Annotated in this window: 10 protein-coding genes; 6 read left to right on the top strand and 4 right to left on the bottom strand. The window is 67.2% G+C overall.

The features are described from left to right. Positions 1-115 precede the first annotated feature (115 nt). Positions 116-1,033, bottom strand: a complete 918-nt coding sequence (locus TS85_RS13000) for an alpha/beta hydrolase (RefSeq protein ID WP_227698474.1) — start codon at positions 1,031-1,033, stop codon at positions 116-118. A 314-nt stretch (positions 1,034-1,347) separates the two neighbouring features. Between TS85_RS13000 and TS85_RS12995 the strand changes: the two genes are divergently transcribed. From TS85_RS12995 to TS85_RS12985, 3 genes are read left to right on the top strand one after another with little or no spacing between them, the layout of a single operon-like run. Further along, entirely contained in the window at positions 1,348-2,709 is a 1,362-nt protein-coding gene (locus TS85_RS12995) for an MFS transporter (RefSeq protein ID WP_227698473.1), read from the top strand. After that, positions 2,709-3,626, top strand: a complete 918-nt coding sequence (locus TS85_RS12990; RefSeq protein WP_044332707.1) for an ROK family protein — start codon at positions 2,709-2,711, stop codon at positions 3,624-3,626. The genes TS85_RS12995 and TS85_RS12990 overlap by 1 nt, the downstream gene beginning before the upstream one ends. 5 nt (positions 3,627-3,631) lie before the next feature. Continuing rightward, on the top strand, positions 3,632-4,636 hold the full coding sequence (locus TS85_RS12985; protein ID WP_044332706.1) for a LacI family DNA-binding transcriptional regulator: 1,005 nt from the start codon (positions 3,632-3,634) through the stop codon (positions 4,634-4,636). Positions 4,637-4,655: 19 nt separating this feature from the next. Here the strand turns inward: TS85_RS12985 and TS85_RS12980 are convergent, their stop codons facing one another. Beyond that, positions 4,656-6,353, bottom strand: a complete 1,698-nt coding sequence (locus tag TS85_RS12980; protein ID WP_044332705.1) for a carboxylesterase/lipase family protein — start codon at positions 6,351-6,353, stop codon at positions 4,656-4,658. Positions 6,354-6,481: 128 nt separating this feature from the next. On the opposite strand from TS85_RS12980, the gene TS85_RS12975 reads away from it, so the two are divergent. Then, positions 6,482-6,769 (top strand): UvrB/UvrC motif-containing protein, encoded by a 288-nt coding sequence (locus TS85_RS12975; RefSeq protein ID WP_044332704.1) that lies wholly within the window; start codon positions 6,482-6,484, stop codon positions 6,767-6,769. A gap of 34 nt (positions 6,770-6,803) precedes the next feature. Here the strand turns inward: TS85_RS12975 and TS85_RS12970 are convergent, their stop codons facing one another. Both TS85_RS12970 and TS85_RS12965 read right to left on the bottom strand, forming a co-directional pair. Continuing rightward, entirely contained in the window at positions 6,804-7,976 is a 1,173-nt protein-coding gene (locus TS85_RS12970) for a cellulase family glycosylhydrolase (protein WP_044332702.1), read from the bottom strand. Between the two features lie 14 nt (positions 7,977-7,990). Then, positions 7,991-9,118, bottom strand: coding sequence for an aldose epimerase family protein (locus TS85_RS12965; protein WP_044332700.1), 1,128 nt, complete (start codon positions 9,116-9,118; stop codon positions 7,991-7,993). A gap of 237 nt (positions 9,119-9,355) precedes the next feature. Between TS85_RS12965 and TS85_RS12960 the strand changes: the two genes are divergently transcribed. Both TS85_RS12960 and TS85_RS12955 read left to right on the top strand, forming a co-directional pair. Then, positions 9,356-12,130, top strand: a complete 2,775-nt coding sequence (locus TS85_RS12960) for a TonB-dependent receptor (RefSeq protein WP_077228597.1) — start codon at positions 9,356-9,358, stop codon at positions 12,128-12,130. Further along, positions 12,130-13,116 (top strand): family 43 glycosylhydrolase, encoded by a 987-nt coding sequence (locus TS85_RS12955; RefSeq protein WP_044332698.1) that lies wholly within the window; start codon positions 12,130-12,132, stop codon positions 13,114-13,116. Before TS85_RS12960 ends, TS85_RS12955 begins: the two co-directional genes overlap by 1 nt. The last annotated feature ends 73 nt before the right edge of the window (positions 13,117-13,189 follow it).

Here is a 13,189-nt window from a genome sequence, read left to right as displayed (position 1 = left end):
AATGCAAGCGGGGGCGGAAATTGGCGAAGGGAGGGCAGTTCCTCCAGCCGCTACAAGGGATTAGACAAACCGGCCGGCGGGCTTTCAGCCCCCGGCCGGCGTCAGGTGTTGCAAATCAGTCGCGGTCCGACACCGGCGCAGGCGGGGTTGCGAACACGCGCTGGAGCCAGAGGTCGAACGAGTCGATCCAATGCCCGGTCGACGCCTCGGGCGCGCCCAGGCCATAGCCATGGCCGCCTTCCTCGAAGAAATGCGCCTCGACCGGGCGCTTCGCCGCGCGCAGCGCCTCGAGCATCAACAGGCTGTTCTCGACCGGCACCGCACCATCGTCGAGCGAATGGACGAGGAAGGTCGGCGGCGTCGCGGTGGTGACGCGATCGGCGGGCGAGCGCCGGGCGATCGCTTCGGGGGTCGGACGGGTACCGAGCAGGCGCTCCGCCGACAGGCCATGCGTGAAGGGCGGCTTTGCCGTGATGACCGGATAGATCAGCCCGACGGCATCCGGGCGCGCATCGAGCCGATCGGTCGCGTCGCGCGCCGTATAGACTTCCTGCCCGAAATCGGTGGCGAGCGTCGCGGCGAGATGGCCGCCGGCGGAGAAGCCGAGCACTGCGAATCGCCCCTGCTGGAGCCCGAAATCGGCGGCCTTTGCGCGGATCGTGCGGAGCGCGCGCTGCGCGTCCTGAAGCGGCACGTCGGCGCGGTGCGACCAGCCTTCGCCCGGAAGGCGATAGGTGAGGACAAACACCGTATAACCCTTCGCCGTCAGGTTTTCGGCGACGCTGACGCCTTCGTTGAGGATCGAGATGAAGTCATAGGCGCCGCCGGGAATGACGAGCACCGCCGCGCCGTTCGGGCGGGCGGGGCGGAACAGCCGCATCGCGGGCGTTTCGATATTGCGCAGGAAAGTGCCGGGCGAATCGGCGGGCACCGGATGCGCCTTGAACCCGCTTTCGGGCATCGCGCCGGTCCAGAGCGGGATCACTTCCGCTGCGCGCCATGCTTCGGGGAGGGGGCCGAGGGCGGGCTGCATGCTAAGCCGCGGCCGCTGCGGTTTGGGGGCATTCTGCGCGTGCGCCGCGCCGGTGGCCAGCGCGAGACATGCCGTGGCGGCGATCGTAAGACGTGCGAACCTCCGTCCCATCCTGAGTGTCATTATGGAAATCTTCCTCTCCTGTGCGGCGCTTCCGGCCGTGTGCGCAATCGATTGACATTGGCGGGAGGGTATGGCGGAACGCCCGCGAAGATCAAGAACAACAGCCAGCGATGCTTGGAGCGCGGCGCTTGCCACGGCGGGTGCTTTGCGACGATAGAGTTGCTGCAATCGATTGTTTGGAGAGGTGACCGATGACCGACCCCCTGCCGCGCGCTGAGTCGGCGCGCGCTGGCATGCCCAGCCCGGGCAAGCCGATGCTGTCGATCTGGCGCATCCTCCAGATGAATGTCGGGTTCCTCGGGCTGCAATTCAGCTTCGGGCTCCAGCAGAGCAATATGGGCCCGATCTATGGCTTTCTCGGCGCGAGCGAGGCGGCGATGCCGCTGCTATGGCTCGCCGGGCCGATGACCGGGCTGATCGTCCAGCCGATCATCGGCGCGATGAGCGACCGTACCGACACCCGCTGGGGCCGGCGCACCCCCTATTTCATCGTCGGTGCGATCCTGTGCAGCCTCAGCCTGCTGGCGATGCCGTTCAGCCAGACATTGTGGATGGCGGTGAGCCTGTTGTGGATTCTGGATGCCGCCAACAATGTGACGATGGAGCCGTATCGCGCCTATGTCCGCGATCGGCTGGACGAGCGGCAACAGCCATTGGGGTTCCTGACCCAGGCGTCGTTCACCGGGGCGGCGCAGACGCTGTCCTACCTCGCGCCGTCGCTGCTGATCTGGTTCGGGCTGAGCCGCGATTCGCTCGCGTCGAACGGCATCCCGACCTTCACCTATGTCGCGTTCATCGTCGGGGCGGTGCTGTCGATCACCACGATCCTCTGGTCGATCCTCAACGTGCGCGAACTGCCGATGGCGCCGGAGGAGAAGGCGCGCATCCGGGCGATGCCGCGCGGGGCGGCGGCGACGCTGAAGGAAATCGGCGCGGCGATCGCCGAAATGCCGGTGGCGATGCGCCAGATGGCGCTGATGAAGCTGTTCCAATGGTATGCGATGTTCACGTACTGGCAGTTCGTGGTGTTCGCGCTGTCGCGTTCGCTGTTCGACACCAGCGACCCGCAGAGCGCGGCGTTCCGCGAGGCGACGCTGATCAACGGGCAGGTCGGTGCTTTCTATAATTTCATCGCGTTCTGCTCGGGAATCGCGATGATCCCGATCGCGCGCCGGATCGGATCGAAGCCGCTCCACGCGCTGTGCCTGACCGCATCGGGGGTCGCGATGCTGGCGCTGCCCAATATCGGGACGCGCGAAATGCTGTTCCTGCCGATGTTCGGGATCGGGCTCGGCTGGGCCAGCATGATGGGGAATCCCTATGTGATGCTGGCGCGCGCAGTGCCCGCGGAGCGAACAGGGGTTTACATGGGCATCTTCAACATGTTCATCGTGCTCCCCATGCTACTCCAAACCGTGACCATGCCGCTCTATTACGACAGTCTGCTGGGCGGCGACCCGCGCAACGCGATCATGCTCGCCGGCGCGCTGATGCTGGCGGGCGCCGTCGCCACGATGTTCATCCGCCTGCCCAAGGCGGAGGCGGCCGCGTGATGCCTGCACCTCTGTTGGGCTGTATCGAGGCGGGCGGCACCAAGTTCATCTGCGGGCTGGCGCGCGGCGGCGAATTGCTGCCCGAGCGCGTGCGGATCGAGACGACCAGCCCCGAGGAGACGCTGGGCGCGGCGATCGCGTGGTTCGCGGCGGCGCAGGCGCGGCACGGGGCGATTGCCGGGTTCGGGATCGGCAGCTTCGGGCCGGTCGATCGCGACCTCGATTCGCCCGGATGGGGCGCGATCCTCGCCACGCCCAAGCCGGGCTGGACCGGGGTGCGGCTGGCGCACATCATCGGCGATGCGTTCGGCGGCGTGCCGGTCGGGTTCGATACCGACGTCAACGGCGCGGCGATGGCCGAGGCTGCGATCGGCGGGCAGCGCGGGCTGGTGGTCTATATCACCGTCGGCACGGGCATTGGCGGCGGCGCGGTGATGGACGGCGTGCCGATCGCCGGGGTGCGCCATGCCGAAATGGGGCATTTCTATCCGCCGCGGCACCCCGACGACCTGGGCTTTGCCGGCCGCTGCCCGTTCCACGGCGCGTGCATGGAGGGGCTGGCGAGCGGCCCGGCGATTCTCGACCGCTGGGGCGTGCCGTTGTCCGAACTGCCCGCGGACCATGAAGGGCACCGGATCATCGCCTTTTACCTCGCGCACCTCTCCGTCGCGCTGCTCGCGACGCTGTCGCCGCACCGGATCGCGTTCGGCGGCGGGGTGCTCAAGACGCCGGGGCTGATCGAGGGCATCCGGCGCGAGGCGGTGGCGCTCAACCGCGGCTATCTGATCGAGGATGCGCGGATCGCCGAGATCATCGCGCCGACCTGCCTCGACGAGGATGCCGGGCTGTACGGTGCGATGCTGCTTGGCGAGCGCGCGCTGCTGGGCGGAGGCGTTGCGACCGCCGTTGCGGCGTAGCCGGCATGGCGGTAGTCCGCGACCTCAAGGCGTTCGCCGCGCTCGCCGGGGTGTCGACCGCCACGGCGTCGCGGGCGCTTTCGGGAACGGGGCGGGTGAGCGTCGACACCCGCGCGCGGATCAACCAGCTTGCCGACGAACTCGGCTATCGCCCCAATCTGGTCGCGCGCAACCTTCGCCTGCAATGCACGCGGACGATCGGGGTGCTGGTGCCGCTGGGGCATGAGCGCACCCAGCATCTGTCCGACCCATTCTTCAGCACGATGACCGGCTTTCTGGCGGACGAACTGGCCGAGCGCGGCTATGACCTGCTGCTGTCGCGTATCCTGCCCAGGGATGAGCGCTGGCTCGACGATTATGTCGGGAGCGGACGCGTCGACGGGATCATCATCGTCGGCCATTCGGACCAGTATGACGTGATCGAGGAGGTCTCGCGCCGCTATCAGCCGATGGTGGCGTGGGGAGGGGTGCTGGAGGGGCAGCATCATTGTTCGGTGGGGTCGGACAATCGCAAGGGCGGATGGATGGCGGCGCGCCATTTGATCGCGCAAGGGTGCCGGACGGTGGCGTTTGCCGGGCCGATCCAGGGGCATGAATTCGGCGAGCGGCTGGCTGGCGTGCGGCAGGCGCTGGACGAAGCGGGGCTGGGCGCGGGCATGTCGGTGCTGCCGGTGCGGTTCGAGCCGAGCGCGGCCTATGCCGATATTCGCGACTGGCTGGGGGCGGCGCCCGACCTGCCCGACGGCATCGTCGCGGGCGCCGATGTCACCGCGATCGGCGCGCTGCGCGCACTGACCGAGGCGGGGGTGCGCGTGCCGCAGGATGTGCGGGTGATGGGCTATGACGGGCTGCCGATCGGCGAGCATTTCGCGCCCTCGCTATCCACGATCGACCAGAATCTGCGGCTCGGTGCGCGGTTGATGACCGAGATGGTGATCGCGCGGCTGGGGGGCGAAGACACCCAATCGCAACTGATCGAGCCGCGGCTGGTGCAGCGCGAATCGGCGTGACGCCCGCCCGGCGCCTCGGTCAGCCGAGGCTGGCGAGTTCGTCGCGGTCGATCGCGACGACCTGACGCGGGGAATCGTCGAAGACCATCGTCGCGGGTGCCGCCGCCGTATAGGGCGACCACGCCGCCATGCCGGGATGGTTGGGGTCGCCGGTGCGGGCGAACCGGATCCACGCATCCGCGATCGTCGCGGCGAGCGCATGGGCGCGCGGGCCGTTGCCGGTCATCGTCTTGCACCGTTCGACATTGTCGAAGACGAAGGGGATTTCGGCGCAGTGAAAGGCGCGCGGCCTGCCGTCGAGCACCGGAGTCTGCCACCCGAACCAGTAGAGATAGGCCGGGGCGCCGCCCGCGCGCGCCTTTGCCTGCGCCTGCGCGATCGCCGCCTGGCGCACCGGCGCGCTCGCGATCCGCGACCAGAGATCGAAGGGCTTGTCCGCGGGCGTGCGCCGGGCGAACGCGGCGACGATCGTAGCGGCCTTGCCGGGATATATCGCCTCGACGCGCGCGAGCAGCTCCGCGCGAGTCATCGCTTCGACTTCGGGATGGTTGATCCCGGTGGTGAATTCGTTGAGCGTGGTGCCGATGATCATCGGCACGTCGGCGCTGACGGGCGGCGCATCGGGGCCGAACGGCACCGCCGGCAGCACGCTGCCATCGACCACGGGACCGAAGCCCAGCGCCTCGCGGAAGCGGCGCGTTCCGATTGCGGCGGGGCCGATGCCCCCGCCATTTTCGCGGCGGAGCACGGCTTCGCTCGCCCGGCGCAGATCGGCATAGGGCAGCGCGTGGAGGCGAGCCAATTCCCCCGCGCCGATGCCCAGTTCGGCGAGCATCAGCGCCGCCAGCCGCTGCTGGCTCTCGACGCTCTTGGCCGAGGCGAAGGAGCCGCTTTGCACCACTGCGCGGTGGAACAGCCCGCGCGCGGCGGGCATGCCCATCAGCGTGCTGACCTTCGCGCCGCCGCCCGACTGGCCGAAAATCGTCACACGCCCCGGATCGCCTCCGAAAGCGGCGATATTGTCGCGCACCCATTCGAGCGCGGCGACGATGTCGAGCATCCCGACATTGCCCGACCGGGCATAGCGCGCGCCATGCGCCGAGAGGTCGAGAAAGCCGAGCAGGTTGAGCCGGTGGTTGAGCGCGACCACGACGACGTCGCCGCGCACCGCGAGATTATGCCCGTCGAACGCGGGGAGATCATGCCCCGACCCCGCTGCGAAGCCGCCGCCGTGGAGCCACACCATCACCGGGCGCCGCGCACCGTCGGCGATCCCGGGGGTCCAGACGTTGACGCGCAGGCAGTCTTCGCTCTCGACGCTGTCGTTCCACTGGAAGAGAAATGCTTCCTCGTCGTTGAACCGGCCGGTGCCCTTGTCCTGCGGCGCCACGGGGCCGTAGTTCCGGCAACTGCGGACCCCGTCCCATGGCTTTGCGGGGCGTGGCGGGGTGAAGCGGTGCGCGCCGGCGGTGGTGTCGGCATAGGGTATGCCCTTGAACGCGAAGATGCCGCGGCGAACATAGCCGGCGACCTTGCCGCTGCGCGTGTCGGCTTCGGCAATGCCGACGCCCGCGCGGACGGCGTCGGTGGTATTGCTGGCCGGTGCAGCCTGGGGCCGCGCGGTGGCGGGATCGGTCATCATCGTCGCTACCGCCGCTGCTCCCGCACCCGTTAGCACGCTCCGCCGGCCGAGTTGCGGCATGTTCGCATCGCGCATCCTGAATCCCCTCCATCCCTGTCCGTCATCGGACTTGCAATCGATTGTACGGGGAGACTCGGCAGCGGGCAATGCACAAGTCGCGCCCGCACGCCGCAACGCCTTTCGTCGCGCGGCGTTGAAAGCGGATGAGCGAAACGATCGACGACCTGCACGCGCAGATGGAAGCTGCCGCCGAAGCGATGGACTTCGAGGAAGCGCGGCGGCTGCGCGACCGGATCAACCTGCTCCGCGCAGGCGCGAGCGCCGAGGATGTGGCGGATATCGACACCTCGGGGCTTGTCCGCCAGCAGCCGGGGCGCATGGGACTGGGCACCAGCCAGCAGCGCGTCACGCCGCCCAAGGGCTGGAAGCCACCGCCCAAGCCCGACCCGATGACCCGCGGGCACAGCCGGGGCAGGACGCCGAAGGGCTGAGGCGGAGGCCGGGATTGCCCGGCCTCCGCTCGCGTCAACTGCGCCGGCGCGCGCGCGGCGCGGGGGCTGGGGTTGGCGCGGCGGGCACTACCCCTTTGGGCGCGGCGCTCAGGCGGCGGATCAGGTCGGTCTCGGCGGTGCGATAGGGGGTGCCGTCGGCGCGGAACACCTCGTGGAACCAGATCGTCGGTTCCTCCATCACATAGGGCTTTTTCCAGCTGTCCCAGGGCAGGCGAGTCTGGGTCTTGCCGTCGACGAACCCCCAATTCATCATCGCGACATTGTAGCGCTTGGCGATCGGCAGCGAGCCGTCGAAGGTCGATCCGTTGCCGCGCGCCATATATTCGGTGCACAGGATCGGTCGGTTATACGGCAGCAACTGGCGGATCCGCGCCTCGAACGTCTCGGGCCAGCTGTAATCGTGGAACGAGACGACATCGGACTGGCCGATCTGGAGCTTTTCCATCGGCGTCAGCTTGCCGCCGGTCGGCGTCCAATCGTCATGCTGCCACACGCCCGACGTCAGCGGCTGCGACGGATCGGCATCGCGCGCCCAGTCGAACGCCTGCGCCAGAAGCGCGCGGACGAGCGGTTCCTTGCCCTCCTGGCCCTTATACTGGTCGGCGCCATTGTCGGGCTCGTTCCAGATGTCCCAGCCGAGGATGCGATCGTCGTTGGCGAATGCGCCGACGACGCCCTGCACATAGGCCTTGTACGCGGGGTAGCGACTCTTGTCGCGCAGTCCCGGCAGGCCCGGTCCCTGCACCCAGCCCGAATTGTGGACGCCCGGAATGGGGGGATGCTGCGGCCCGAGCCTGGGGTCGGGGTCCCAGCAGCTGTCGAACAGGACGAACAGCGGGCGGATGCCGTGCGCGGCGGCGATGGTCAGGAATTCGTCGATGCGGCGCTTGAAGCCCTCGGGGTCCTGCGTCCACAATTGATCGTGGAGGAACACCCGCATCGTGTTCATCCCGATGCCCTGGGCGAGGCCCAGTTCATAGTTGATCCGCTTGGGGTCCCAGGTCGCCTCCTGCCACATTTCAAGCTGGTTGATCGCGGAAGCAGGGGTGTAGTTCGCGCCCACCAGCCAGGGTTGCTTGGCGTACCAATTGGCGGCCTGCGCCTCGGTCCAGCGCGGTCGGGCATCGGCAGTGGCGGCGCTCAGCGCGCTCGTCGCCGCGAGCGCGGCCAGCAATAGCTTTTTCATTTGTTACTCCCGTGTCAGCGCTTCGCGATGAAGAGCCGGTACGTCATGACGTTGCGATAGGTCTGGCCGGGGTTGAGCCGGATCGAGGGGAAGCCGGGCTGGTTCATCGCGTCCGGAAAAATCTGCGGCTCCAGGACGATGGCGTCGCCCATGCGATACAGCTGGCCGCCCTTGCCCTTGACCGTAGCGTCGAAGAAATTGCCCGAATAGAATTGCAGCCCCGGCTGGTTCGACCAGAGTTCGAAGCCGCGGCCCGACACCGGTTCGACGACGCGCGCCATGCGGTGCTGATCGGGCGTGACGGCGTCGCCGATCACCCAATTATGGTCATAGCCGTGCGCGAAGGCGATCTGCTCGTCGCGCGCGTCGCGCACCCGCTCGTCGACCGGCGTCGGCTTCCGGAAATCGAAGACGGTGCCCGCGACGCTCGCATGGCGACCGAGCGGGATCGAGGTCGCGTCGGTCGGCGTGTAGCGGTCCGCCGGGATCGTCACGACATGGCCCATCGCGCTCCTGCCCGGACCCGCGAGGTTCCAATAGGCATGGTTGGACAGGTTGACATAGGTCGGCTTGTCCGTCGTCGCGCGGTATTCGATCGTCAGCGCGTCCTTCTCGTCGAGCGAATAGATTGCCGTGGTCGTCACCGTGCCCGGATAGCCCATGTCGCCGTCCGGGCTGACATAGCGGAGCGTGACCGAGGCGGTGGGGCCATTCCGTACGTCGATGACCTGCCACAGCACCTTGTCAAAGCCCTTCGTCCCGCCGTGCAGCGAGTTGGGGCCGTTGTTGACGGGGGTCTGATAGGGTTTGCCGTCCAGCGTGAACTGGCCCTTCGCCACGCGATTGGCGACGCGACCGACGGTGGCGCCGAAAAATTCGGGCTTGGTCACATAGCCTTCGAGCGTGTCATAGCCGAGTTGGACATCGGCGACCTTGCCCGCGCGATCGGGCATCTTCACCGATTGCAACGCAGCGCCGAGCGCGATCACCGTCGCGGAAATGCCGTGCGCGTTGGTCAGCGTGACGCGTTCGACGGCGCGTCCGTCGGGCAATGTGCCAAAGGTGGCGCGTTCCGTCCGCGTCGCAAATGCCGGGCTGGTGCACGTTGCTGCCAACAGCGTGGCGATGATGACGTGGCGCATCCTTGAGTCTCTCCTCGATCGATCTTCGACCCGTCTCGCGGGCCTGTCTTTCAGGCGGGCGCGGACGCCCCATGGCGCCTGCATTCCGATCGAAAGAGGGTAGGTGATCGGCCATTCTCAGACAAGTGATTAATAAGATAAATTCGCTTGATCCTCTAAAATCAAACAGATAGAGGGCTCGCCCATACCGGAGTCGGCACCTCCTTGTCGCCGGCCGGAACATCAGGGAGAGGTTTCATGCGCCGGTATTTCGCGCTTTCAGCATCCATCCTCGCGTTCGTCATGGCCGCCCAGGCGCACGCCCAGACCCAGTCAACGCCCGAAGGGGCGACTTCGCCCAATGGTCAGGCGGCACCCCCCGCAAATGACGCCGGCGCGATGCCCGACGCTGCCGCCGCGGCGCCACAGGAAGACTATGCCGGCGACGAGATCGTCGTGACCGGCATCCGCGCGAGCCTGGCCCAGGCCGCCGAGATCAAGCGCACCTCGCCGCAGATCGTCGATTCGATCGTCGCGCAGGACATCGGCAAATTCCCCGATCCGACGACCGCCGCGGCATTGCAGCGCGTGCCCGGCGTGCAGGTGACGGTCGGCGGCAATAACGAGATTGTGAGCCCGCTGGTCCGCGGCCTGTCGGACATTCTGACCACGCTCGACGGACGCGAGATCTTCACCGCCGACGGGCGCGGCTTCGCGTTCCAGGATCTGCCCGCAGAAGCGATCGCGCGCGTCGACGTGTACAAGTCGAATACCGCCAACCTGATCGAGGGCGGCGTCGCCGGCTCGATCGACCTGCGGCTCAACAAGGCGTTCAACTACACCGACCCGACGATCGCGATCAGCGGCAAGCTGAATTACCCGTCGAATGCGGAAAAGCTCGGCCCGCAGGTCAGCTTCCTCGCGACCGATCGCTGGGACACCGGGATCGGCGAGATCGGCGCGCTGATCAATGTGTCGTGGTACGACATCCCGTATAATCGCCCGACCAACTATGTCGCGGACCGCCGGTCGGGCAACGCGGGACCCGCGGGGGCAGCCGGGCTGTTGCTGCCGATTTCGGCGGGCGGGCTGAACGAATATGGCCGGTACCAGCGGCCGCAGGCGAACGGATCGCTGCAATGGCAGGCATCGCCCAGCCTCGAGGTGTATGTCGACGGGCTCTATTCGGCGTTTCGCAGCAAATATACGACAGCGTTCTACGAATACCGGCTCGGTACCGCGTCGAGCGTGACGGGGGTCGTGCCGACCGACCAGTGCTTCACCGCGAATGTCGGTCCCGACGGGTTCAATTCCAATGCGACGACCGATCCGTCCGCCATCACCCAGCAACGGCTGTGCAATTTCAGCAGCGCGACGTTCAACAATCCCGAGGCTTTCACCTCGACGCAGGCGCACGACAACCGCACCGACACCTGGCTGGCGGCGACCGGGCTCAAGTTCGACCGCAACCAGCTGAAGGCGAATCTCGACGTCAGCTATGAGCGTTCGATCGTCAACAACGCGAACTTCGTCGTCGATATCGGCAAGCGGATTCCGTCGGTGACGATCGGTCTCGACAGCGGCAACACGCCCAGCGTGACTGCGCCGGGCAACCCGATGGTCGACGCGACCGGCTATAGCTTCATCAACGCGCTGTTCCAGGACTATGTCCGGTCCAGTGGCGGCCTGTTCGCAGTGAAGGGCGACGTCAGCTACGATTTCGATACCGTGCTGAAGACGATCGAACTGGGCGGGCGCTATGCCGACCGCACTGCGCTGTTCGAACAGGTCCAGCTGGGCGTCGCGCCGCCGGGAGGGTCGTTCGCCACGCCGATCACTGCCGCCAACCTGCCGCTGATGCGCGCGCCGGGGATTCCGCAGATCAACAACGGCGCGACATTTGTGCTGCCGTCGCGCGACTATCTGTTGTCGGGCACGGGGCAGGAGGCGCTGCGCAGTTTCTTCGGTGCGCCGGCGGGGCAGCCGGCATTCGATCCGACGCGCCGCTTCGACGTGGCCGAGACTAGCTATGCGGGGTATGCGCAGGCCGGGTACGAGATCCCGTTCGGCGGCGGGCCGGTGACGCTCGATGGCAAGCTGGGGGTCCGCTATTCGCGTACCGAGCGTGACATTACGGGCACCGGCATCGTCAGCGGCACGCCCGTCACGACCACGGTGGGCAAGACCGACACCGACTGGCTCCCCAATGCCAGCGCGCGGCTGCAACTGGGCGGCGGGCTTCAGCTGCGCGCGACCTATGCCAAGACGCTCGCGCGGCCGGCGTTCGGGTCGCTCAACCCGGGGCTCAACTATATCGTCTCGACCAATCCCAACATCCGCAACGGCGGATCGGGCGGCAATCCGGACCTGAAGCCGCAAAAGTCGGACAGCTTCGATGCGACGGCGGAATATTATTGGAAGGACGGCTATTTCGCGATCGCGGGCTATTATCGCGACATTTCGAACCGCGTGGTCAACGGGGTGACTGCGGAAACGATCGACGGCATCGTCTACAACATCTCGCGCCCGCGCAACGTCGGCACTGCGAAGCTGAAGGGCATCGAGGTCAGCGGCCAGACGTTCTTCTCGTTCCTGCCGGGCGATCTGGCCGGGTTCGGCGTGTTCGGCAACTTCACGCTCGCGGATTCCGAGGTCGGCGGCGACGATCCGCTCGCGGGCTATTCGTTGCAGGGCGTGTCAAAGTACAACTACAATGTCGGCCTGTTGTACGACCGCAGCGGGATATCGGCGCGCCTGGTCTATACCTATCGCTCGGAATATTTCGACGAGGACCGTTCCGGGACCGGCGACGTTCGCCCGGCTGACAGCCCTGCCTGGCTCAACTATGTGCGGCCCAACGGGCGGCTCGACTTCAGCCTCGGCTATGACCTCAACAAGAACGTGACGCTGACGGTGGAGGGCAGCAACATCCTGCGCTCGCGCTACCAGAGCTATATCGGCGAGGACTTTATCTGGCGCGACACGCGCACCGATGACAGCCTGTACGCCGTCAGCGTGCGGACGCGCTTCTGATGCGCCGGGTTGCTGCGGCCTTCGTCCTTGCGGTCTCCACCCTCGTCCTCACCGGTGCCGATGCACCGGCGGGGCAGGGCAATCCGCAATTCGAGGGCGCCGATCCGCACGCCGTCGTCATCGACCGCGAACTATGGGTGTTCCCGACCGGGGGGCCGGGGGGCAGTTGGGCAGCCGACCGCTTTGGCGCGTTCTCGTCGCGCGACCTGCGCGACTGGCGCCCGCGCGGGGTGCTGATCCGGCGCGACCAGATCGGCTGGATCGGCGACGACGGCGCCAAGGAGCATTTCCTGTGGGCACCCGCCGTCGCGACGCGCGCGGGCAAATGGTATCTCTATTACTCGGTGGGACCGCAGAATCCGACGCCCAGCCGGATCGGCGTTGCCATCGCCGATCGACCGGAGGGGCCCTATCGCGATAGCGGGCGTCCGCTGGTGACCGGCGGCAACGGGTTCGAGGCGATCGACCCGATGGTCTTTGTCGATCCGAAGTCGAAGCGCATCTATATGTATGCAGGCGGCAGCGCCGGGGCGAAGCTGCGCGTGTGGGAACTCAAGACCAGCATGACCGAGATCGCGCGCGAGGTGCCTGTCGCGCAGCCGCCGCGCTTCACCGAGGGCGCGTTCATGCACGAGCGCGGCGGACGCTATTACCTGTCCTATAGCCATGGGCGCTGGAACGGGCCGGACTATTCGGTGCATTACGCGACCTCCGCGTCGCCGGTAGGGCCCTGGCGCTATCGCGGCATGATCCTCAGCAGCGACGCAAAGCACCAGGGACCGGGGCATCACAGCTTCGTTCGGGGACCGGATGGCAACTGGCTGATCGTCTATCACCGTTGGGAACGCCCCGCGGGGCCGGCGCCGTTCAAGGGCGAGCGGCAGATCGCGATCGACCGGGTACACTATACGCGCAACGGCGATATCGCGCCGGTGCGGATGACCGATGGCAAGGACGCGCCCGTGTGGCCAGCGGGGCGCCGATAGGATGCGCGCCGCCGCCAGGCTCGGATATGCATCGCGGCGATTGCCTCTTCTGTGGTTCCAATTATATGATTAG

Source organism: Sphingomonas hengshuiensis, from assembly GCF_000935025.1.
GTDB lineage: Bacteria > Pseudomonadota > Alphaproteobacteria > Sphingomonadales > Sphingomonadaceae > Sphingomonas > Sphingomonas hengshuiensis.
This window is presented reverse-complemented; position numbering and strand designations above follow the sequence as displayed.

Bases quoted from the DNA above. Each gene is read 5' to 3' on its own strand.
- TS85_RS13000 (WP_227698474.1), bottom strand. From the start codon at position 1,033: ATGCAGCCCGCCCTCGGCCCCCTCCCCGAAGCATGGCGCGCAGCGGAA.
- TS85_RS12995 (WP_227698473.1), top strand. From the start codon at position 1,348: ATGACCGACCCCCTGCCGCGCGCTGAGTCGGCGCGCGCTGGCATGCCC.
- TS85_RS12990 (WP_044332707.1), top strand. From the start codon at position 2,709: ATGCCTGCACCTCTGTTGGGCTGTATCGAGGCGGGCGGCACCAAGTTC.
- TS85_RS12985 (WP_044332706.1), top strand. From the start codon at position 3,632: ATGGCGGTAGTCCGCGACCTCAAGGCGTTCGCCGCGCTCGCCGGGGTG.
- TS85_RS12980 (WP_044332705.1), bottom strand. From the start codon at position 6,353: ATGCGCGATGCGAACATGCCGCAACTCGGCCGGCGGAGCGTGCTAACG.
- TS85_RS12975 (WP_044332704.1), top strand. From the start codon at position 6,482: ATGAGCGAAACGATCGACGACCTGCACGCGCAGATGGAAGCTGCCGCC.
- TS85_RS12970 (WP_044332702.1), bottom strand. From the start codon at position 7,976: ATGAAAAAGCTATTGCTGGCCGCGCTCGCGGCGACGAGCGCGCTGAGC.
- TS85_RS12965 (WP_044332700.1), bottom strand. From the start codon at position 9,118: ATGCGCCACGTCATCATCGCCACGCTGTTGGCAGCAACGTGCACCAGC.
- TS85_RS12960 (WP_077228597.1), top strand. From the start codon at position 9,356: ATGCGCCGGTATTTCGCGCTTTCAGCATCCATCCTCGCGTTCGTCATG.
- TS85_RS12955 (WP_044332698.1), top strand. From the start codon at position 12,130: ATGCGCCGGGTTGCTGCGGCCTTCGTCCTTGCGGTCTCCACCCTCGTC.